We start from the raw sequence: 20,121 nt of genomic DNA, 5'->3' as shown, positions 1-20,121 counted from the left end.
CTTTTTAACAACAAGTCCAATGCTAACCTGCCTGGTTTTTCAGAAACGCCGCTGTTTGATGCTGAGGACAGCAGTCAGACTCGCCTCGAATGAACTGGCGAGGTGAGTCAACACGTTGGAGCGGCTTACTACACGGCGTGCCACCCGGTAATTTCCTTTGGCAAACAGGATGCTTGTAATGAGAGAGCCATTGCTCGTAATGCGGTTGTGTCACCCGGCAGTGCATAGCTGTGTAAGCCAATGGGCTTTCAACAAACCGCATGACATCCGTGCGTGACAGTGTCATGTGCCCTGCACCAGGCTGGTAAGTCACGAATATGACGCCACTGTCTGCCATTCTTTCAAGCAGCTTGCTGCCACTCCCCGCTTCAAGCCGTGCACATTTCGTCTTGAGCTGCTCGAGCTCTTCTTCCAATTGCGAATCCAGTTCCTCCCGATAAGCCAGCTCAACTTCCCGGATGGCTAATTGTTCCTTGTAGTCGGCTACTGCCGTTTCGATACGGGCCTGCTGCTCGGCCTCGAATTGAATCTTGAACGCCTCGAGCTTGTATTCGCTGTTTTTCTCCAGGGCTCGCAATTGCTGAGTCAGCTCATTTCGAGTCGAACGATACTGACTGGCCTCCTGCTCCAGCTTTTTCATCAGCATACCGTTCATCCGCTCCTGCTCAGCCAAGGCAGCCTGTAGGTGCTCGGCTTCCTGCTTGAGCTGAACCAGCTCCTCTTCATGCTTGCGCGTCAGGACGAGGATACGCAGCCGCTGCTGGCGCACAAGGTGGTCCATCTTTGCCTGATGCTCTTGTTCGAGATTGGCCAGATCAACATGTACAGTCGACGCAGAGGGCTCTTGAACATACCACTGATGCTCTTTTGCCATATGAAGCTGTTCAGGTTTGACTTCATCAACGACAGCCTCGGTACGGGCCAGCCCAAGCTGATTACGCTTGATGCACTCTCGAAGCTCAATCAGGTCATTTCGACCTGCGACAAGTTCAGGGTCCCACAGGCTGGACTGATGCCAGGAAATCGGACACTGACTGCGACAGGCAAGCCTGATAGGTCCTGCACCCAGATCCGGGCCTCGCCCGGCGCGCTCGGCCATTTCGCGTAGCGGAATGTTCCAATTGGGGTCAGCAGCCCCCGTACGGGTGAAATCCAGATAGAAAAATACACCTGATCGGATGCACAGCTGTAGATCGATCGTCACATAGGCCAGCCGAACTCGCCGCTGGGCGAATTGGGGCAATGCAAAGAAAGCATCCAGCAATGCTTCGAATTCGTGATAGAGCATTTCTTTGATGACTGATCCTTCTTCATCAAAGAACAGCACCGCTTCGGCTCGTTGAGCCTTATTCAATGTATTCATGGGGCAGTCCTCGACCCATTGGAAAAGCGCATGACTCATAGGCGCCTTGGCACCGGACGTACAACCGGACAGCACAACACATTTATTTAAGGCACATCGGCCCTAAACCCATTGCTACAGTCTAGGGCCTTTCAGTTAAAAGACTAGGTGGCTTATGTGAACGACTCAGCACCTATGCACATTATTGTTTGGCAAGCTGTTTCAGTGCATGCAGTCAGGTTTCATAACATCGCTGCCAGGCGGGCACCCTGATTGATGGCCCGCTTAGCATCAAGCTCTGCAGCCACATCTGCCCCTCCAATAACATGCACACGCTGTCCAGCCGAAGACAGGGCATCCAACAGGACTCGTTTGGGCTCCTGCCCAGCGCAGACAATGATGGTATCAACGGCCAGAACCCGAACGTCTTCACCAATCCGAATATGCAATCCTTGATCATCAATACGGAGATACTCCACCCCGTTCAGCATTCTTACCTGACGGTGTTTCAAGCTGGTGCGGTGAATCCAACCTGTTGTCTTGCCCAAGCCTTCGCCCATCTTGGTCGCTTTACGCTGCAACAGATAAACCTCTCGAGCAGGGGGTGTAGGCTCAGGCGAAATACCTGTAACTCCCCCTCTGGCCTGTAGGGTCGTGTCGATTCCCCACTCTCGCCAGAAGGCTGTCGGACTCAAGGTATCCAGATGCGCCTGATGAGTGACGAATTCAGCCACATCAAATCCTATTCCTCCCGCACCAATAACCGCTACCCGTGCACCAATGTCCTTATGTCCGTATATGGCGTCCAGATAGTTGATGACAGACGGATGCTCAATACCCGGAATGGATGGCGTACGCGGTACGATTCCTGTCGCTAAAACGATATCGTCATAGCCTCCCTGAATCAGCTCTTCAGCCCGTACCTCGTGCCCCAGCCTTACGGTAACGCCTGTAAGCTCAAGACGCTTACCAAAGTAGCGAAGCGTCTCGTTGAACTCCTCCTTGCCCGGTATACGCCTGGCAACATTGAACTGCCCCCCGATAATTTCGGAGCGCTCAAACAGGGTTACTGAATGGCCCCGCTGTGCTGCTATAGTGGCTGCCGCCAAACCCGCCGGTCCTGCACCAATGACTGCAATACGCTTGGTCTTACTGACAGGGCTGTAGTTGAGCTCGGTTTCATGGCACGCCCTTGGATTGACCAGACAGCTGGTCAGTTTGCCCGCAAAGGTATGATCCAGGCAGGCCTGGTTACAGGCGATGCACGTGTTGATCTCATCTGCCCGTCCTGTAGCAGCCTTTATAACGAACTCAGGATCAGCCAGGAACGGGCGCGCCATGGAGACCATGTCCGCCTGCCCTTCTGCCAGGATGCGCTCTGCCATATCCGGCATATTGATGCGGTTGGTAGCAATCAAGGGGATATTCACTCTACCCTTCAGCTGAGCAGTTACCTGACTGAATGCTCCCCTTGGCACCAGTGTCGCAATCGTGGGAATGCGCGCCTCATGCCAGCCAATGCCGGTATTGATCAGCGTGGCGCCAGCCCGCTCGATCGCCTGGGCCAGTTGCACAATTTCTTCCGGACTACTGCCGTCCTCTACCAGATCCAGCATAGACAGACGGAAGATTACGATAAACGCCTCACCCACTGCTTCTCGAATCTGCCGTACCACTTCTACAGCCAGGCGGATACGGTTCTCATAGCATCCGCCCCACTCATCCTCACGGTGGTTGGTTCGCGCCACGATAAACTGGTTGATGAAGTATCCTTCCGACCCCATCACCTCTACACCGTCGTAACCCGCGAGTTGAGCCAATCGGGCACACCGGACGTAGTCATCGACCTGCTTGTAGACTTCCTCAGTAGTCAGTGCCTTTGGCTTGAAAGGGTTGATAGGTGCCTGAAGAGCCGAAGGGGCGACAAGCTTTGGGGTATAGGCATAACGTCCTGCATGAAGAATCTGCAGGCAGATCTTTCCATCACAGTCATGAACCGCCTGAGTGACTGTTTTGTGGCGGTAAGCCTCTTCCTCAGTAGTAAGCTTGGCCGCACCGCTATACACCGCACCCTCCTCGTTGGGCGCAATCCCTCCAGTCACGATCAGACCAACTCCACCACGGGCACGCTCGGCAAAATAAGCCGCCATGCGCTCAAAGCCATCCGGCTGCTCCTCAAGCCCTGTATGCATGGATCCCATTAGTGTTCGGTTTCGCAGCTGGGTGAAACCCAGGTCTAGCGGCTCAAGCAAGTGAGGGTAATGAATAGCAGTCACGGGAATCTCCAAGGCCAATAGCTAAAAGCCTGTTATGGACGTTATGGGAAAAACATAAGCTGCCTGTCCCGCAGACTCAATCACCGTAAATGACAACTCATTAACCTTGGTGCACACCCCCGGCTTGGCTTTTAAAGGCATTTTCCCTACCCTGACGTGGAATTTTCAGCCAGAGTGTTCAAGCCCTTGGGCACGCCTGGTTCAACGCGGAGCTTTAATGCGCAAGTTTGTATTTCTATTCATCATCTGCATCTTCGCTGCAGTCGCAGGCTGGATAGCCCAACGGCCGACCTTTCATTATTTATCGGATTTGCGAAGCGAGCTGGCAATCAATGCAGGCGAAGCCAAGGGCCACGGCAACCTGCTGGCAATTCAGCCGGAGCTGTTTGCACTCGACTACCAGACCCCTGAGCGTCTGCGACTGAAGCTCGAAGGCTACCTCGCTAAGGCCCAGCGCGAGGGATTGCTCAATGACAAGACGATTGTGGTATTCCCCGAGCATATTGGAACAGGGCTTATGCTTACTGGCGAGAAACCTATCGTTTACAACACTGCCCAGCTAAACGAAGCTCGCCAGTGGCTAGCCCTCAGCAACCCCGTCAAGTTCACCCGTGCCTGGCTTGCATCAAAAAGCGATCAGCGATTCGATGAAGCCCTGCTGAGAATGAAAGCCTGGGATATGGCAGGAAATTATCAGATCCTGTTTGGCGGGCTGGCTCGCCAGTTTTCGGTTACTGTTGTGGCGGGCTCGATCGTTCTACCCTCTCCACGCATGAAGGAAGGCCTGTTGCGGGTTGGTACAGGCAAGCTCTACAACACCTGCGTAGTGTTTGATCGAACGGGCCATCCACTGGCAAAACCGTATCGCAGCCTCTGGCTATCCGGCAAAGAACATCCTGGCATCACGCCACAAGTCATTGAAACTGCTGCCGGCAAGCTAGGCGTCATCCTAGGCAGCGACTCAATTGACATGCAGGCGAACGTAAAGACGGACCTTTTGGTCATACCCGCCCTGAGCGAGCGCAGCACGCTGGACATGCGCCAAGCACTTCAGGCTACCGGGGCGCATGCTGGCGTTCAGGTGTTTGCCAGCGGTCAAGCATGGGGGCTTCGCTCAACGCCTCAGAGCAAGCTTATGCTCAAGGAGCAACCGATTCTCACGCCACTCGATACCCCACAGGGCGGCGCCAAGTTGCTAAACCTCTGGCTATGAATCGAAAGCGCCTGCGCCTGGGTGATTTATCAGTAGGATTTGTCCACGCCCTGGCCAACGCGGTACGTGCCAGAGGCCACGATCCAACGACGCTGTTGCTCCGCTTCGGCATTGATGACTCGACGTTTGCAACACCAAATGCACGCCTGTCCATTCCCCGATACATGCGACTGGGACATGCTGCCATTCAACTTACCCAGGAGCCTGCTCTAGGACTGGATATCGGCCAGCAGAGCCTGCCTGTCCATCTGGGCCTTGCCGGCATAGCCAGCCTGCATGCACCAACATTGGGAGACGCCGCTCGTACGCTGCTGGATTATGAATTGTTGTACGGCAGCAATTACCGTGGACAGTCTCGCTTCACGCGCCAAGACAGCCATGCCTGGATGCACTTCTACTCCATCAGTCCTTACAACGATTACAACCGATTCGTGGTAGACCAAGTACTGTCTGGATGGATCGCAATGCTAGGAAACATCACAGGTAATCCTGTAAGGCCAACCAGGGTCCTGATCGAATGTCCCCGCCCCTCCTGCACGGCATCTTACGACGAACGCTTTGGCTGCATGGTAGAGTTCGGTGCAGAAACCAATGCAATCATGCTTGATGCCAGGACGTTGGCCTTTCCAGGTCTTAGTTATTTTCCAGGCACCTGGAAAGCGCTTCTGGATATCTGCAGAGCTGAGCTGCAGCAGATTACACGGCAACACAGTCTAACCGAGCGTATCGTATCTATACTCGGCCCTCTGCTAAAAAACGGAGAGCCTTCGCTTGAAGAAATTGCAAAGCGTCTACAGATGCCTGCCTGGACACTGCGACGAAAGCTGGCAGATGAGGGAACACGTTATCTGGATATTTTGAACGATACGCGTCGAGAGCTTGCTATAAGCTATATTCGCGATACAGATTTAAGCTTTGGAGAAGTGGCGTACGTGCTTGGCTTTGCCTCTGCCGCTGCGTTTCAGCGAGCGTTCAAGCGTTGGACACTCCTGACTCCAGGAGATTTCCGCAAAGCTATTCGCAAGGAAGGTTAAGCGTTTGTGTTTGCAGTAGTGCCTGCTCACTAAACCTGACAGTTAACGAAGCAAGCTTTTGAGATAATCATCCAAGTGGCATGCTTCGAGTTGCTCGGATATGACACAAGGATGTTAATGAGAGCAAAGATAAAATGGCGCAGCGGACGGGACTCGAACCCGCGACCCCCGGCGTGACAGGCCGGTATTCTAACCGACTGAACTACCGCTGCGCGTCGGTCGGGCTAACGCCCGGAAGAATCAAGAGGTCACCCTCTTGGATGGCGTGCATTTTGCGCATACCTCTTTGATCCGTCAAGATTTATTTATCATTTAATCCAAATAAATCATTTTCTTGGTCATTCCACCGTCAACGGTAAATTCCTGACCGGTAACAAATTCAGCTTCCTCTGATGCAAGCCAGGCTACCAGCGCTGCCACATCTTCTACGGTGCCTACCCTTCCTACCGGATGCTGCTCATGATCCAGCTCCGTCAACGGCTCAGCCTGCTGCTGAGAAAGATCTCGGGAATCAATCCAGCCAGGGCTGACAGCGTTCACACGAATATCTGGCCCAAGACTCATGGCCAGCGCATGGGTAAGTGCAACAAGACCTCCTTTGCTGGCAGCATAGGCTTCGGTGGATATTTCTGACTGCTGCGCGCGCGTCGATGCCACATTGATGATGGAACCACGATTGGCACGAAGATAGGGAGCGGCATACTTGGCTGTCAGCATAGCGCCCGTCAGATTAACCGATAGCACCTGATTCCAGCGTGCCAATGTCAGTGTTTCCAACGGCTCGTTATGGGGGTCGGAGAGGCCAGCATTATTCACCAAAAGGTCAAATCGGCCAAACTGACCCACCACCTCGGCAATGACGGCCTCCACCTGACTTTCGTTCGCCACGTCCATTTCCATGAACCAGGCACGATCGCCAAGCGCTTCCACCACACGCGTCCCACGGCTACGGTCGATATCAGCCAAAACCACCTGCCATCCTTCGGTAATGAGCCAAGCCGAGACACCCAGCCCAATACCACGCGCCGCCCCTGTAACCAGCGCTACCTTGCTACCGGTCAACATTTGATATGCCTCATTCACAACGCTGCTATACCTCGAGCCAAATCGGTCTTGATGTCCTCAATGTCTTCCAGCCCAACGGCAATGCGAATCAAGCTGTCGCTGATGCCCGCATTGGCCCGCTCAGCTGGCGATAAACGACCATGAGACGTGGTAGCAGGATGAGCAATGGTCGTTTTGGTGTCGCCCAAATTAGTGGTTATGGAGATCATGCGCGTAGCATCAATGACACGCCATGCGGCCTCTTTGCCACCTGCCACCTCGAAGCTGACCACAGCACCAAAGCCGCTTTGCTGGCGCTTGGCGAGTTCATGCTGTGGATGACTTTCCAGGCCAGCGTAAAACACTCGCTCAACACCGGGCTGCGCTTCTAACCAGCGCGCCAGCTGCAGTGCTGACTGACTGTGCGCCTGCATGCGAATCTTCAGCGTTTCAAGTCCCTTGAGGAACAGCCATGCATTGAAAGGACTCAGCGTGGGGCCTGCTGTACGCAAAAAGCCCACCAGCTCCTTCATGTGCTCGGCACGTCCTGCGACCACACCACCCATGCTACGACCCTGTCCGTCGATATACTTGGTTGCTGAATGCACCACGATATCAGCGCCCAACGCCAACGGCTGCTGCAGTACGGGCGTACAGAAACAGTTATCGACCGCCAAAAGCGCACCCTGGACATGGGCTACTTCAGCGAGCGCTGCGATGTCGACCAACTCGGCAAGCGGGTTAGAAGGTGACTCGACAAAGAAAAGCCTGGTGTTCGGCTTGCAGGCACCACGCCATGCCTCGATATCTGATAACGGCGGATAATCCACCTCAACACCAAAACGCTTGAGGTACTTCTCGAACAGGCTAATGGTGGAGCCAAACACGCTGCGCGAGACCAGCACGTGATCACCTGCATTGCACAGACTCATCACCAACGCCAGAATGGCCGACATACCGGAAGCGGTAGCTACCGCCTGCTCTGCCCCTTCAAGCGCTGCAATTCGCGTTTCAAAGGTCCGTACCGTAGGGTTGGTGTAACGCGAGTAAACGTTACCCGGTACTTCGCCAGCGAAACGTTTGGCCGCATCGGCTGCACTTCGAAAGACATAACTCGATGTCAAAAACAGCGCTTCACCATGCTCCCCCTCAGGCGAGCGGTTGTAGCCTGCGCGAACGGCAAGGGTATCGAAACCTACACCGTCCAGGTCGCTATCAAGCCGCCCGGCGTCCCAGTCATGACTCATGCAAAAGCTCCTCAGTCGTTGTACAGGTCGATGATGGCATGCACCGCATGTGACGTGGTTTTAGCGGCATCATTACGGGCCTGCTCGATATTGAGCAGGTATGCCTCATCGACATCGCCTGTAATGTACTGACCATCAAACACTGCACAGTCGAAGTTTTCGATACTTGGATTGCCACCACGAACGGCATCGACCAGATCATTGAGATCCTGATAGATCAGCCAATCCGTACCGATCAGGCGCGCAACGTCTTCTGTAGAGCGACCGTGAGCAATCAGCTCATGGACGCTGGGCATATCGATACCATAGACATTGGGATACCGCACCGCAGGCGCCGCTGAACAGAAATATACATTCTTTGCGCCAGCTTCACGGGCCATCTGAATAATCTGCTTGCAAGTAGTACCCCGAACGATGGAGTCATCAACCAGCATGACATTCTTGCCTCGAAACTCCAGCTCAATGGCGTTCAGCTTCTGGCGAACCGACTTCTTGCGCGCGGCCTGCCCCGGCATGATAAACGTGCGACCGATATAGCGATTCTTGACGAAGCCTTCACGAAATTTGACGCCCAGGTGATTCGCCAGCTCCAGTGCTGCAGTGCGGCTTGTATCCGGAATGGGAATAACTACATCGATATCATGATCAGGGCGTTCCCGCTGAATCTTCTCAGCCAGTTTTTCACCCATGCGCAACCGCGCCTTGTACACAGAAATACCATCGATAATGGAGTCCGGACGAGCCAGGTAAACATGCTCGAAAATGCACGGCGCATATTTGGGATTTGCCGCGCACTGGCGCGTGAACAAGCGACCGTCTTCAGTAATGTAAACCGCCTCGCCAGGAGCCAGGTCACGAATGAGGGTGAACCCCAGTACATTCAGCGATACGCTTTCCGAGGCGATCATGTACTCGACGCCTTTTTCGGTATGACGCTGCCCAAACACGATTGGCCGAATGGCATGAGGGTCCCGGAAACCTACCATGCCATACCCGGTTATCATGGCGATAACGGCATACCCTCCCCGGCACCGCTCATGCACGCCAGAGACGGCAGCAAACACATCATCTTCAGTGGGTTGCAGCTTGTTACGCACTGCCAGCTCATGTGCAAAAACATTGAGCAGCACTTCCGAGTCGGAATTGGTGTTTACGTGACGCAAATCCGACTCATAGATCTCTTGAGAGAGCTGAGCCACATTGGTCAGGTTACCATTATGCGCCAGTGTAATACCGTAGGGTGAATTGACGTAAAACGGCTGGGCCTCAGCAGAGGATGAACTGCCGGCAGTGGGATAACGGACGTGGCCGATACCGATATTGCCAACTAGACGCTGCATATGTCGCTGTTGAAACACATCCCGAACCAGCCCGTTGTCCTTACGCAGATAGAGCTTTCCGTCCAGGCTGGTCACTATGCCAGCTGCATCCTGACCACGATGTTGTAGGACGGTGAGCGCGTCATACAACGCCTGATTGACGTTTGATTTGCCCACAATGCCAACGATGCCACACATGTGACGGAACCCCACTGTTAAGACTAGTTCGATTGGATGCGTGAACGCATCGTTTACTTGGCAATACCACCCAGCTCATTAAGCGTGTGCGGCACGGCTGCCTGAGTCATCCAGTTCCCTGCAAACCCCAACATGAAGTTCTTGGACCAGTCAGCCACCAAAAGAAAATGGGGAAGCAATACGGATTGCTTCCACCAGGGATCCTGCTGTACTGGAGCCAGGCTCAGCAGCCCTACCAGTACCACGATCAACAAGCCGCCACGTGCGGCCCCGAAAGCCATTCCGAGAAAACGGTCAGTACCTGAAAGCCCGGTGACCCGAATCAGCTCTCCCAACAGAAAATTGACCAGAGCACCGACCATCAACGTAGCAATGAATAGCAGCGCGCATGCAGCAATGATACGCCCTGAAGGAATCTGGATATAGTCGTTGAAGTATTGAGACAGCGCACCGCCGAACAGCCATGCTACAGCACCTGCCACTATCCATGTCAGCAATGAAAGCGCTTCCTTTACAAAGCCACGCTTCAAGCTAATCAAACTGGAAATAGCGATAACGCCAATGATCGCCCAATCCGCCCAGGTGAAGCCCACGGTGAGACCCACAACTAAAAAAGGCCCTGCATATTAGCAGAGCCTTTCGATTTGGTTAACCGCGTTCCGGCTGGAAACGCACTACAAAGCCATTTACCTTTTGCTGACGGCTTAACTGGTCACGTAAGCGGTCTGCCTCCCCTCGGTCAACGACAGGACCTACAAACACGCGATTCATCCCATCCACACTGCGTACATACGCATTGTAACCCTGACTGCGCAGCGTGTTTTGCAGCTCATTTGCACGAGCCTTGTTAGACAGGCTGGCTAATTGCACGGACCAGCTTACAGGCAGATCGTTGTTGTCCAGCCGCTTCTCCGGCTGAGCGGCGGGCGCTGGCTGCGTAGACGGAGGCGCCGCTGGTGCAGCCTTGGCCTGGGGTGCCTGCGCTACAGCAGGTGCGCTGGTCTGAGAGGCAGGAGCAGTGGGTTGTGAAGATTGAGCAACTGGCGCATCAGCATTGGAAATCTCCGGCACGGATGCAATTGGCGCACTGGGTAACGAAGCTGCATTTTCAGGCTTGTCCGGTATCACCTCTGGCGTCTCTACCGGCTTTACAGCTACTTCAGGCATTGCAGGGGCCTGGGGTCGAGGTGCCGGCTCTACAACCACCTGGCGGGTCTCATCCTGACGAGTAAAAAGCATTGGTATGAATACAATGGCCAGGGCAACCAGCACCAAGGCACCAACGATACGCTGCTTGAGCACTCGATCCATTTCTTATTCCCCTTGTGCTTGGCTATGCAACCAGCCTAGCGCCTCTGCCACGCTGTAGAAAGAACCCAATACGATGATTTCATCGTCTTCCGTAGCCATTTCAGCCGCTGCACTTAATGCATCTCTTATAGTGTCGTGACAATGCACGGCCTGCCCCTGATTGCGCAACTCAGCATGTAGCTCTTGCGCAGAACGGCTCCGAGGCGTTGGCAGCTCAGCCACAAACCATTCGCCGATCACTGCAAGCAGTGGTGTAATAACGCCGTGCAAATCCTTGTCAGAAAGCAGGCCAAATACAGCCAGGCGACGCCCGCTGGGTTTGCGTACAGATAATCGCCGAGCCAAATACTCTGCTGCGTGGGGGTTATGCCCCACATCCAGAAGCAAGTGAATTTGCTTGTTATCGATACTTACCTGACGGCGATCCAGCCGCCCTACTACGGCTGTGTCCAAAAGAGCCTGGACTATCCTTTCAGGCACCCACTCGATATCTAGCAACGCATACGCCTGCAAAGCCAGCGCAGCGTTTTCCATAGGAAGATCAAGGAAAGGGATGCCGGGCAATGTCAACACCTCGCCATCAGCGGCTACGCCCTTCCAAAACCAACCATGGGACTCCATAAGAAGATCAAAGTCTTTACCCCGGCAAAACAGCGGAGCATTCAGACGCTCCGCCTGCTCCAGCAGTGGAACAGGCGGATCAAGGTCGCCACAGAGGGCAGGTTTTCCCGAACGAAAAATACCCGCCTTTTCAAACGCAACGCTTTCTCGCGTGTTACCGAGCCATTCGGCGTGATCCAACCCAATGCTGGTGACAAGTGCCAAGTCAGCGTCGACCAGATTAACTGCGTCCAGGCGACCGCCAAGCCCAACCTCGAGAATGACCGCATCGAGCTCTGCACGTGCGAACAGCCAGAAGGCAGCAAGCGTGCCCATTTCAAAATACGTTAGCGAGGTGTCTTGACGTGCAGCCTCAACGGCAGCAAATGCCTCACATAGCGTCTGATCGTCTACGTCCTGCCCATCAATGGAGACACGCTCGTTATAGCGCAACAGATGCGGCGAACTGTAAACCCCAACACGCAACCCCGAGGCACGTAACAGTCGAGCCAGGAACGCACATGTCGACCCCTTGCCGTTTGTTCCTGTAACCGTAACGACTCGAGGCGCCAGACGCCCCAGCGCAAGTGCCTGAGCCACCTTGCGCGAGCGGTCCAACCCCATGTCAATGGCAGTGGGATGCAGTTGTTCGAGGTAACTCAGCCAATCGGCCAGGGACTTGTTGTTCATCAGGCCGCCGGGCTAGGAACGTTCTGCAGGGTAGCCAGCAACTTGGAGAGACGACTGCGCAGCTCAGCGCGCGGCACAATGATATCCACCGCACCATGCTCAAGCAGGAACTCACTGCGCTGGAAACCTTCCGGAAGCTTTTCACGCACAGTCTGTTCAATGACGCGAGGGCCTGCAAATCCGATAAGTGCCTTGGGCTCAGCAACAATCACATCACCCAACATGGCAAGACTTGCCGAAACACCGCCATATACAGGGTCTGTCAAGACGGAGATAAAAGGAATCCCCTCTTCACGCAAGCGCGCCAATACTGCAGACGTCTTGGCCATCTGCATCAGCGATATCAGCGCTTCCTGCATACGAGCCCCACCCGACGCCGAAAAACAGACCAGCGGACAACGCTGTTCCAGAGCCACATTGGCGGCGCGTACAAAGCGCTCACCCACGACCGCGCCCATGGAACCGCCCATGAACGAAAACTCAAATGCGCAGGCCGCCACCGGCATACCCATCAGCGAGCCTTTCATGGCAATCAGGGCATCTTTTTCGCCAGTCTCCTTTTGAGCAGCCGTCAGACGATCCTTATATTTCTTACTGTCGCGAAATTTCAGGCGATCAACAGGCTCCAGCTCAGCGCCAAGCTCCTCGCGCCCGTCCGCATCCAAAAAGATGTCCAGACGACGACGAGCATTGATGCGCATGTGATGACCACACTTCATGCAGACATCCAGATTCTTTTCCAGCTCCGGGCGGTAAAGCACCGACTCGCAAGAAGGACACTTGTGCCAAAGCCCTTCAGGTACAGAACTGCGTTTCACTTCGGAACGCATGATCGAAGGAATCAGTTTATCTACCAGCCAATTGCTCATGCATTACTCTCCACTTGCATGGGCTCGCATGTATCAAGTCCTGAGCTCGACACACAATCCCTGAGCGAATTATGAATTGATGGTGAACGGAGATTGAACAGCATGTCCAACTCAACGCCACCAGGCTCCACCCTAACGGGCTAGCCCAACCTAAACTCTGCTAGTAATTATCAAGCAGAAAAATCATTGATGACCCGAAACGGTTCGGGCCCGACTTAGCCTGTTGACGGTCTTAATTCAATTACCGTCACATGGCCTCAGTTGATCCTTTTAATCCTAACCACGCCGTACGGCATCAACGAATGCACGAACCTTTTCGTGATTCTTTATACCCTTGGTTGCCTCTACCCCGCCGCTGACATCAACAGCGTAAGGACGCACTCTGGCAATGGCATCGGCTACATTTTCAATCCCAAGCCCACCTGCCAGCACGATAGGCTTGGATAATCCCTGCGGTATTTGCGCCCAGTCAAATGCCTGCCCTGTTCCACCGGGAACACCTTGAACATAGGTATCTAGCAAGATGGCATTTGCACTGGCGTATTCCTGACAACGAGCAGCAATGTCTTCACCCGGCTTCATACGCAGCGCTTTCATGTAGGGCCGACGATACCGCGCACAATCGGCTGCCGTCTCCTCACCATGAAACTGCAACAGATCAAGCGGCAAGGCATCCAGTGTTTCGTCAATCTCACAGCGGGACGCATCGACGAAAAGCCCTACCGTTGTCACGAATGGAGGCAAAGCAGAAATGATGCGCTTGGCATGGGGGATCGATACGGAACGAGGGCTTTTCCTATAAAAGACGAGCCCGATAGCATCGGCGCCAGCATGAGCGGCGGCCAATGCATCCTCGACGCATGTGATTCCACAGATTTTCACACGGACCGCTGACACGTCTTTTTACCCGGACTGAAAAATCAGACGATGGTATCAGAAGGCGGAGGCTTAGTCAGTTCGCCATATCAGGGAGAGCCGACAGGAAATGCGGCCCCAGGTAGCGCTCAGGCAAATCAAACTCTTCAGGGTATTCGACCCTGACCAGATAAAGCCCATAGGGATGCGCCGTCACGCCTCCCGCTTTACGATCGCAGGCGTCCAGCACTTGGGCAGCCCACTCGACAGGCCGCTCGCCTGCGCCGATCGTCATCAATACGCCTGCTATGTTCCGCACCATATGGTGCAAGAAAGCATTGGCCCTGATATCGAGCACAATAAAGCAGCCGAACACCTGCACATGCAGATGATGAACAGTCTTGATGGGAGATTTGGCCTGGCACTGTTGCGCACGGAACGATGTAAAATCATGCGTCCCAACCAAAAGGGCTGCAGCACTTCGCATTCGCTCAACATCTAGCGGACGGTGATTCCAGGTAACTTGCTCGGCCAGATGAGCAGGTCGAATAGGATCGTTGTAAATCACGTAGCGGTATCGACGCGCGACGGCTGAAAAACGCGCATTAAAATGATGAGGCATGGGCTTGGCCCACGCTACGCTAATATCCTTAGGCAGATTGGCATTTGCCCCTAGCACCCAGGCATGAAGCGGACGATCAATCGCCGTATCAAAATGCACGACCTGACCGCTGGCATGCACAGCCGCATCGGTACGACCCGCACAGGAAACCGTCACAGGCTGAGCTGCCACCCGGCTCAATGCTTTCTCAAGGGCTTCCTGCACGGATATCACGCCAGCCTGCTGCCTTTGCCAGCCGCGGTAGCGAGCCCCCATGTACTCTACACCAAGAGCTATTCTTGAAACGCCAACGGCAGCCTCCTCGGCTGCCGCTGTGTTAACACTTTCAGTCATATTCAACTCAATTGGGCCAACATCTCGCGAGCCTCATTACGCTGGGCATCACTACCTTCGGCCAGAATCTCATCAAGGATATCTCTAGCCCCATCCGCGTCGCCCATATCGATATAGGCTCGGGCCAGATCAAGCTTGGTTGCCGTCTCATCTTCACCCGAAAGGAAATCGAAATCGTCATCAAGACCTGAACCACTCTCTGCAGAAAAACTGCCGAAGTCAGTACTGGCTTCGTCTTTACGCTCCTCAGCTACAGTCTCTTCCCTCAGATCAGGACTGCTCTGCTCCAGATCAGCATTGGCGCGCTGAAGCTCAGCTTCGAAGCTGTGTGCTTGTGGGTCAGCCGCTTCAGGCGCTTCACGCTCAGCAATAGGCTCTGGCTCTGCTCCTGGCTCGTCAATGGAAAGATCGAAGTCATCCGACAGATCATTCACGTCCGAAGGCTTCGTTTCATTATCTGGCAGATCGAGGCTGAAGTCATCCTCAGGAGCGTGAACCGCAGGCTCGCTAAAGGCCACCGGCTCAGCGTTGCGATCCGACTCGTCCAGATCCAGAGAGAACTCGTCATTTAACGCCGTATGCTCGGGTGCTACCGGACGCTCCGAATCACTCGACAGATCGAAGTCAAAGTCAAAATCGTCATTCTTGGCAGTCTGAGCAGTGGTTTCTTCTGCGGTAAAGTCGAATGTATTCGTATCTTCGCGCACCACCGTTGGCTCTTCAGTGTCATCCAGCTTGAAGTCATCGAAATTCAGATCGAAATCGTCATCGAGCTTCTCAGTAGTCTCGGGCTCATCAAGGCGATGCTCCTCGGACTCACTGACCTCGTGCGCAGCAGCCAGCGCCGCCGCACCCAGGACTGTTGCAGCTGCCGCGGCAGCCATGGCAGGGTAACGGGACTTGAGCTGCTCAACTTCCGACTGGGATCCACCAATTTCACGCAACTCATTTTCCTGGCGAATGAAGCCCTCACGGTCGCCCATCTCGGCATACACTTCCATGAGTTTCAAACGCAAGTCAGCGCGATGCGGCTCTTCATCACTGGCCTTCTGCAGAACATCAGCAGCCTGATTGAAGCGTCCATAGGCCATATAGATATCAGCCTGACCTAGCGCGTCAGATGGCTGCTTGGCATCGGTGTTCTGATTATCCAGATTGCTTTCGGACAGATCACTTATATCCAAGCCGTCCAGACTGCTTTCATGAATATCGGGATCGACACGATAGGCACCAATGGACTGCTCCTCTTCCAAGGCGGCCTCGCGCTCGGCTTCACGCATGGCGTTGCGGCGAGAGATGACCATCAGAAGAACCAGCAGCGCCAACAGCGCACTGCCACCAATTACACCCAACCAGAGGGTGTTTCCAAATATCTGATCAAGGAAACTGGTGGGCTCTTCGGCAACAGGTTCAACAGGTTGAGCCGGAGCTGCAGTGGCGGGCATGGCAGGCGTAGTGGCCGAAGGCGCCGCGGGTGTTTCGGCCGGCACTTCTGGAGCACTGGCCGAATCGGGTGCCGTATCCTCTGGCGTAGCGGGAGGCGCTGTTTCAGTCTGTTCAGGCGCGCTTTGGTCAGCCGTAGGTTGAGCAGGCTCACCCTCTGGCGTTGTGGCCGGCGGAGTGATTACCGGAGCCGACGCCTCAGGGGATTCTGGAGCAACGCCCTGATTGGCAGCCGAAGCCTGCAGCTGAGCTAGCTGGGCATCCTTGAGTTGCATCAGCTTTTGCAACTTGTCCAGCTGACTTTGCAAATCGCTCATGCGACTTTTGAGTTCTTCGTTTTCGCGACGAGTCGAATCCAGACTTTCTTGCGTCACGGCCAGCTTGTCTGCCAGCGCCTGGTTATTACCGCTATTTCCCTGGTCGCTACCAGAGGCTGATTTGCCCTGCTGACCGGATAGCAGGCGCAGATTGTCCTGCTGCTCGGCCGCCCCCGGTGCACTCTCCGGGCCTTGCCTGTTGGTAGCATCAAGTTGTCGAGGCGAACTTGGCACGTTGGCGGCATCAGCAGCCTGCAGACCACCACGCCAGGCTCGGTTCTGAGCAGCCACTTCTTCCAATGCCTGGCGCTGGGAACGCACCCTGATCTGCTCATCATTGGGCAGACGAAGAACCTGCCCACTCTTCATCAAATTGATGTTATTGCTCAAAAACGCACTAGGGTTACGATCCTGGATAGCCAGCATCATCTGGTGTACAGAGACGTTGTCATTGGGACGAGTACGGTCTGCCACTTCCCACAGGGTATCTTTCGGGCTGGTCGTGTACTCACCATTCATGGTGACAGGCACACCCGCTGCACCTGAAGGTACCGGGGTTGCCGCTGGACGCGCAGGTCTTGATGGTGCAGGCGCCGTAACAGGCGCTACGGGTGCTGCCGCCGTTTGAGGCGTGTAAAGCGGTGGGTCCAGTAGAACGGTGTACTCGCGAAGAACGCGACCGCTTGGCCAACTCACTTCCAACAGGAAGTTCAAGTAGGGCTCACGTACCGGCTTGGATGACGTAATACGAATAACACTACGCCCGTCCGCTCGGACTTCAGGCGTAAATTTTAGATCGGTCAGAAAATAGTTTCTATCGACGCCGGCTTTACTGAAGTCTTCAGGGGAAGCCAGAACGGGGCGCAATTCTTCTGCTGAAAGGTCGCGAACATCCTTGAGGTCAATGACCGCATTGAATGGCTGATTCAGTGATGAATTCAGATGAATATCACCGAGGCCAAGGCCATACGTCGCTCCTGACGCAAAGGCGGATGCCGCCGCGATTGCTAGCACTAATTTTCGAACCCGAACCATAGCTTTCCCTTATGATTTCTGTCGGCAGCAGATTTGCTTACCTAGGTACCGCTCAAGATGACCGGCCAGTTTGAACGGTACGCCTAGCCAATTATTTACTGATAAGTCTGCCCTAACTTAAATCAGTATCTTTTACAGATAATGTTTTATCAATAATTCAGCCGTTTGCACGGCATTAAGCGCAGCCGCCTTTCGAACATTATCTGAAACGACCCACATTTCAATCAGATGTGGATCTTCTGGATTATGTCTGACGCGCCCAATCAATATTTCATCACGTCCGATCGCATCATCCACGACCGTTGGATATTCTTCTGCATCAAACAATTCCAAGCCTTCATGCTTAGAATAGGCCAAATTCAGATCTTTTATAGCCAAAATATCACGTGTTTTAACGGTTATCGAAAGACTATCGCCAAAGAACACTGGCACTTGAATACAACTGACCGCCAATGTTCCGAGACTGTTGCCCAACACTTCTTTACACTCGCCCATGACTCTATGCTCAATCGCAGTATAGCCATCTGACTGAGGTTCACCGGTCTGTGCTAGCACATTGAATGCCAACTGCTTGCCAAATACCTTTGGCTCCAGTGGACGCGCATTTAGCAGCTCGGTTGTTTGCCGCGCCAACTCTCGAACACCGGCCCTACCCCGACTAGAGGCAGCGAGACAAGCGGTAACAGTTGCCTGCTCAATAGCACTTTGATGGCAAATGGGAGCCAGTGTACTAATGAGTACTGCGGCAGGTGCACTCGGCACTGACAGCAGACAAGGCCTTTGCTGCTGGCCAATGAGTTCGCTGCTGACGTCCGGCATCACACGCGGCGAACGTAAGCTATCCAAAGAGCCAGTCAGGTCAATAACCGAACATCCCGCCTCGAACGCTTTTTCTGCCAACGTCCTGGCCGATACCGTATCAGCTGCCATAAAGGCCAGTTGAGCCTTGCCAAAATCAAAGTCATCAGCTGCCGTTATGCGCAGGTTTCTGCCGCGAAAGGCAATAGACTGACCAACAGAGTCAGCTGACGCTACCAAATAAAGGTGGACGAGCGGGAAATCACGCTCCTCCAGCAATGTCACGATAGCTTCGCCAACGTTGCCTGTTGCACCAACGACAACGACCGAAAGGGATGTGTTCATGTGCAGGGGCCCAAAATGAAAAAAGGCGGCACTGTAGCGGCCGCCTTTAAGACTTTCAATTACCGTGAATCATGGAGAAGCATGATCTCAACGGAATGAGGAGTAATACATCAACGCTCAAGCAGAATACGCAGCATACGGCGCAGCGGCTCAGCCGCTCCCCATAGCAACTGATCGCCGACAGTGAATGCGCCCAGGTATTGGGAGCCCATGTTCAGCTTACGCAGACGACCCACCGGTACGTTAAGCGTGCCTGTTACCGCAGCAGGGGTCAGCTCACGCATGCTGACTTCACGGTGGTTCGGCACTAGCTTGACCCATGGATTGTGCTGACTAATCAGACCTTCGATATCGGAAATCGGCACGTCCTTGTTAAGTTTGAGGGTCAATGCCTGGCTGTGGCAACGCATGGCGCCCACGCGGACACAGATACCATCGACAGGAATCGGGTTTTTGAAGCGGGCCAAGATCTTGTTCGTCTCCGCTTGCGCCTTCCATTCCTCTCGGCTCTGTCCATTAGGCAGCTCCTTGTCGATCCAGGGAATAAGGCTCCCTGCAAGCGGCACACCGAACTGCTCTACCGGGAAAGACTCGCCCCGTAGCGTTTCCGCCACCTTACGGTCAATATCCAGAATCGCACTGGCAGGATCTGCCAGGTCGTCAGCAACGCTTGCATGTGTCGCGCCCATTTGGCGAATCAGCTCACGCATGTTTTGAGCACCGGCACCTGACGCTGCCTGATAGGTCATTGCGCTCATCCACTCAACCAGGCCAGCCTCGAACAGCCCGCCCAGTGACATCAACATCAGGCTAACGGTGCAATTGCCACCAATGTAGTTCTTGGTGCCCTCGTTAAGCGCCTGGTCGATCACTCGACGGTTTACGGGATCCAGAACGATCACGGCATCATCATGCATACGCAAGGTAGACGCAGCGTCAATCCAGTAACCGCTCCAACCGGCTTCCCGCAGCTTCGGGAAAACTTCGCTGGTGTAATCGCCGCCCTGGCACGTGATGATGACGTCCAGGCCCTTGAGTTCGTCAATGCTGTAGGCATCTTTCAGCGGAGCGATATCTTTTCCAATGGAAGGACCTTCGCCCCCTACATTGGAGGTGGTAAAGAACACCGGCTCGATCAAGTCGAAATCACGTTCATCCAGCATACGCTGCATGAGCACGGATCCCACCATACCGCGCCATCCGATTAAACCTACACGCTTCATTGCTACT

Annotated in this window: 16 protein-coding genes and 1 tRNA gene; 2 read left to right on the top strand and 15 right to left on the bottom strand. The window is 54.2% G+C overall.

From position 1 onward, the window contains the following. Positions 1-22 precede the first annotated feature (22 nt). Both EAW52_RS09200 and EAW52_RS09195 read right to left on the bottom strand, forming a co-directional pair. The gene (locus EAW52_RS09200) at positions 23-1,363 is read right to left on the bottom strand and encodes a chromosome partitioning protein ParA (protein WP_122042191.1); all 1,341 of its coding nucleotides are present in this window, start codon (positions 1,361-1,363) and stop codon (positions 23-25) included. Positions 1,364-1,584: 221 nt separating this feature from the next. Next, the gene (locus EAW52_RS09195) at positions 1,585-3,618 is read right to left on the bottom strand and encodes an NADPH-dependent 2,4-dienoyl-CoA reductase (RefSeq protein ID WP_122042190.1); all 2,034 of its coding nucleotides are present in this window, start codon (positions 3,616-3,618) and stop codon (positions 1,585-1,587) included. Positions 3,619-3,835: 217 nt separating this feature from the next. On the opposite strand from EAW52_RS09195, the gene EAW52_RS09190 reads away from it, so the two are divergent. Both EAW52_RS09190 and EAW52_RS09185 read left to right on the top strand, forming a co-directional pair. After that, a complete protein-coding gene (locus EAW52_RS09190) occupies positions 3,836-4,831 on the top strand; it encodes a hypothetical protein (protein ID WP_122042189.1) in 996 nt (331 codons plus the stop codon). Beyond that, positions 4,828-5,865, top strand: coding sequence for an AraC family transcriptional regulator (locus EAW52_RS09185; RefSeq protein ID WP_122042188.1), 1,038 nt, complete (start codon positions 4,828-4,830; stop codon positions 5,863-5,865). Before EAW52_RS09190 ends, EAW52_RS09185 begins: the two co-directional genes overlap by 4 nt. A gap of 135 nt (positions 5,866-6,000) precedes the next feature. On the opposite strand, the gene EAW52_RS09180 is transcribed toward EAW52_RS09185, so the two are convergent. From EAW52_RS09180 to asd, 13 genes are all read right to left on the bottom strand, one after another. Beyond that, positions 6,001-6,077 (bottom strand) — tRNA-Asp (locus tag EAW52_RS09180). 100 nt (positions 6,078-6,177) lie between these two features. Further along, on the bottom strand, positions 6,178-6,930 hold the full coding sequence (locus tag EAW52_RS09175; RefSeq protein ID WP_122042187.1) for an SDR family oxidoreductase: 753 nt from the start codon (positions 6,928-6,930) through the stop codon (positions 6,178-6,180). 14 nt (positions 6,931-6,944) lie between these two features. Beyond that, positions 6,945-8,156 (bottom strand): O-succinylhomoserine sulfhydrylase, encoded by a 1,212-nt coding sequence (locus tag EAW52_RS09170; protein WP_122042186.1) that lies wholly within the window; start codon positions 8,154-8,156, stop codon positions 6,945-6,947. A gap of 11 nt (positions 8,157-8,167) precedes the next feature. Beyond that, the gene (gene purF, locus EAW52_RS09165; protein WP_010794935.1) at positions 8,168-9,673 is read right to left on the bottom strand and encodes an amidophosphoribosyltransferase; all 1,506 of its coding nucleotides are present in this window, start codon (positions 9,671-9,673) and stop codon (positions 8,168-8,170) included. A 53-nt stretch (positions 9,674-9,726) separates the two neighbouring features. Next, complete coding sequence (locus EAW52_RS09160) at positions 9,727-10,266, bottom strand: CvpA family protein (protein ID WP_037030388.1); 540 nt, start codon at positions 10,264-10,266, stop codon at positions 9,727-9,729. Between the two features lie 55 nt (positions 10,267-10,321). Beyond that, on the bottom strand, positions 10,322-10,984 hold the full coding sequence (locus EAW52_RS09155) for an SPOR domain-containing protein (protein ID WP_122042185.1): 663 nt from the start codon (positions 10,982-10,984) through the stop codon (positions 10,322-10,324). Between the two features lie 3 nt (positions 10,985-10,987). Then, positions 10,988-12,274, bottom strand: coding sequence for a bifunctional tetrahydrofolate synthase/dihydrofolate synthase (gene folC, locus EAW52_RS09150; protein WP_122042184.1), 1,287 nt, complete (start codon positions 12,272-12,274; stop codon positions 10,988-10,990). Then, complete coding sequence (gene accD, locus EAW52_RS09145) at positions 12,274-13,143, bottom strand: acetyl-CoA carboxylase, carboxyltransferase subunit beta (RefSeq protein ID WP_010794939.1); 870 nt, start codon at positions 13,141-13,143, stop codon at positions 12,274-12,276. Before accD ends, folC begins: the two co-directional genes overlap by 1 nt. A 276-nt stretch (positions 13,144-13,419) precedes the next feature. Continuing rightward, the gene (locus EAW52_RS09140; protein WP_122042183.1) at positions 13,420-14,040 is read right to left on the bottom strand and encodes a phosphoribosylanthranilate isomerase; all 621 of its coding nucleotides are present in this window, start codon (positions 14,038-14,040) and stop codon (positions 13,420-13,422) included. 55 nt (positions 14,041-14,095) lie between these two features. Then, on the bottom strand, positions 14,096-14,953 hold the full coding sequence (gene truA, locus EAW52_RS09135; RefSeq protein WP_122042182.1) for a tRNA pseudouridine(38-40) synthase TruA: 858 nt from the start codon (positions 14,951-14,953) through the stop codon (positions 14,096-14,098). Between the two features lie 2 nt (positions 14,954-14,955). Then, on the bottom strand, positions 14,956-17,748 hold the full coding sequence (locus EAW52_RS09130) for a FimV/HubP family polar landmark protein (protein ID WP_122042181.1): 2,793 nt from the start codon (positions 17,746-17,748) through the stop codon (positions 14,956-14,958). A 132-nt stretch (positions 17,749-17,880) separates the two neighbouring features. Next, positions 17,881-18,891 (bottom strand): aspartate-semialdehyde dehydrogenase, encoded by a 1,011-nt coding sequence (locus tag EAW52_RS09125; protein WP_122042180.1) that lies wholly within the window; start codon positions 18,889-18,891, stop codon positions 17,881-17,883. A gap of 110 nt (positions 18,892-19,001) precedes the next feature. After that, positions 19,002-20,114: an aspartate-semialdehyde dehydrogenase gene (gene asd / locus EAW52_RS09120; protein WP_122042179.1), complete on the bottom strand. Its 1,113-nt coding sequence runs from the start codon at positions 20,112-20,114 to the stop codon at positions 19,002-19,004. Positions 20,115-20,121: the final 7 nt, after the last annotated feature.

Origin of the sequence: Pseudomonas sp. LTJR-52 (genome assembly GCF_003691465.1) — a bacterium.
Taxonomy (GTDB): domain Bacteria; phylum Pseudomonadota; class Gammaproteobacteria; order Pseudomonadales; family Pseudomonadaceae; genus Chryseomonas; species Chryseomonas luteola.
The sequence above is the reverse complement of the archived record's forward strand: the minus strand, read 5'-3'. Positions and strand labels throughout refer to the sequence as shown.

Bases quoted from the DNA above. Each gene is read 5' to 3' on its own strand.
- EAW52_RS09170 (WP_122042186.1), bottom strand. From the start codon at position 8,156: ATGAGTCATGACTGGGACGCCGGGCGGCTTGATAGCGACCTGGACGGT.
- EAW52_RS09175 (WP_122042187.1), bottom strand. From the start codon at position 6,930: ATGTTGACCGGTAGCAAGGTAGCGCTGGTTACAGGGGCGGCGCGTGGT.
- EAW52_RS09155 (WP_122042185.1), bottom strand. From the start codon at position 10,984: ATGGATCGAGTGCTCAAGCAGCGTATCGTTGGTGCCTTGGTGCTGGTT.
- asd (WP_122042179.1), bottom strand. From the start codon at position 20,114: ATGAAGCGTGTAGGTTTAATCGGATGGCGCGGTATGGTGGGATCCGTG.
- accD (WP_010794939.1), bottom strand. From the start codon at position 13,143: ATGAGCAATTGGCTGGTAGATAAACTGATTCCTTCGATCATGCGTTCC.
- EAW52_RS09130 (WP_122042181.1), bottom strand. From the start codon at position 17,748: ATGGTTCGGGTTCGAAAATTAGTGCTAGCAATCGCGGCGGCATCCGCC.
- EAW52_RS09185 (WP_122042188.1), top strand. From the start codon at position 4,828: ATGAATCGAAAGCGCCTGCGCCTGGGTGATTTATCAGTAGGATTTGTC.
- EAW52_RS09125 (WP_122042180.1), bottom strand. From the start codon at position 18,891: ATGAACACATCCCTTTCGGTCGTTGTCGTTGGTGCAACAGGCAACGTT.
- EAW52_RS09190 (WP_122042189.1), top strand. From the start codon at position 3,836: ATGCGCAAGTTTGTATTTCTATTCATCATCTGCATCTTCGCTGCAGTC.
- folC (WP_122042184.1), bottom strand. From the start codon at position 12,274: ATGAACAACAAGTCCCTGGCCGATTGGCTGAGTTACCTCGAACAACTG.
- truA (WP_122042182.1), bottom strand. From the start codon at position 14,953: ATGACTGAAAGTGTTAACACAGCGGCAGCCGAGGAGGCTGCCGTTGGC.
- EAW52_RS09200 (WP_122042191.1), bottom strand. From the start codon at position 1,363: ATGAATACATTGAATAAGGCTCAACGAGCCGAAGCGGTGCTGTTCTTT.
- purF (WP_010794935.1), bottom strand. From the start codon at position 9,673: ATGTGTGGCATCGTTGGCATTGTGGGCAAATCAAACGTCAATCAGGCG.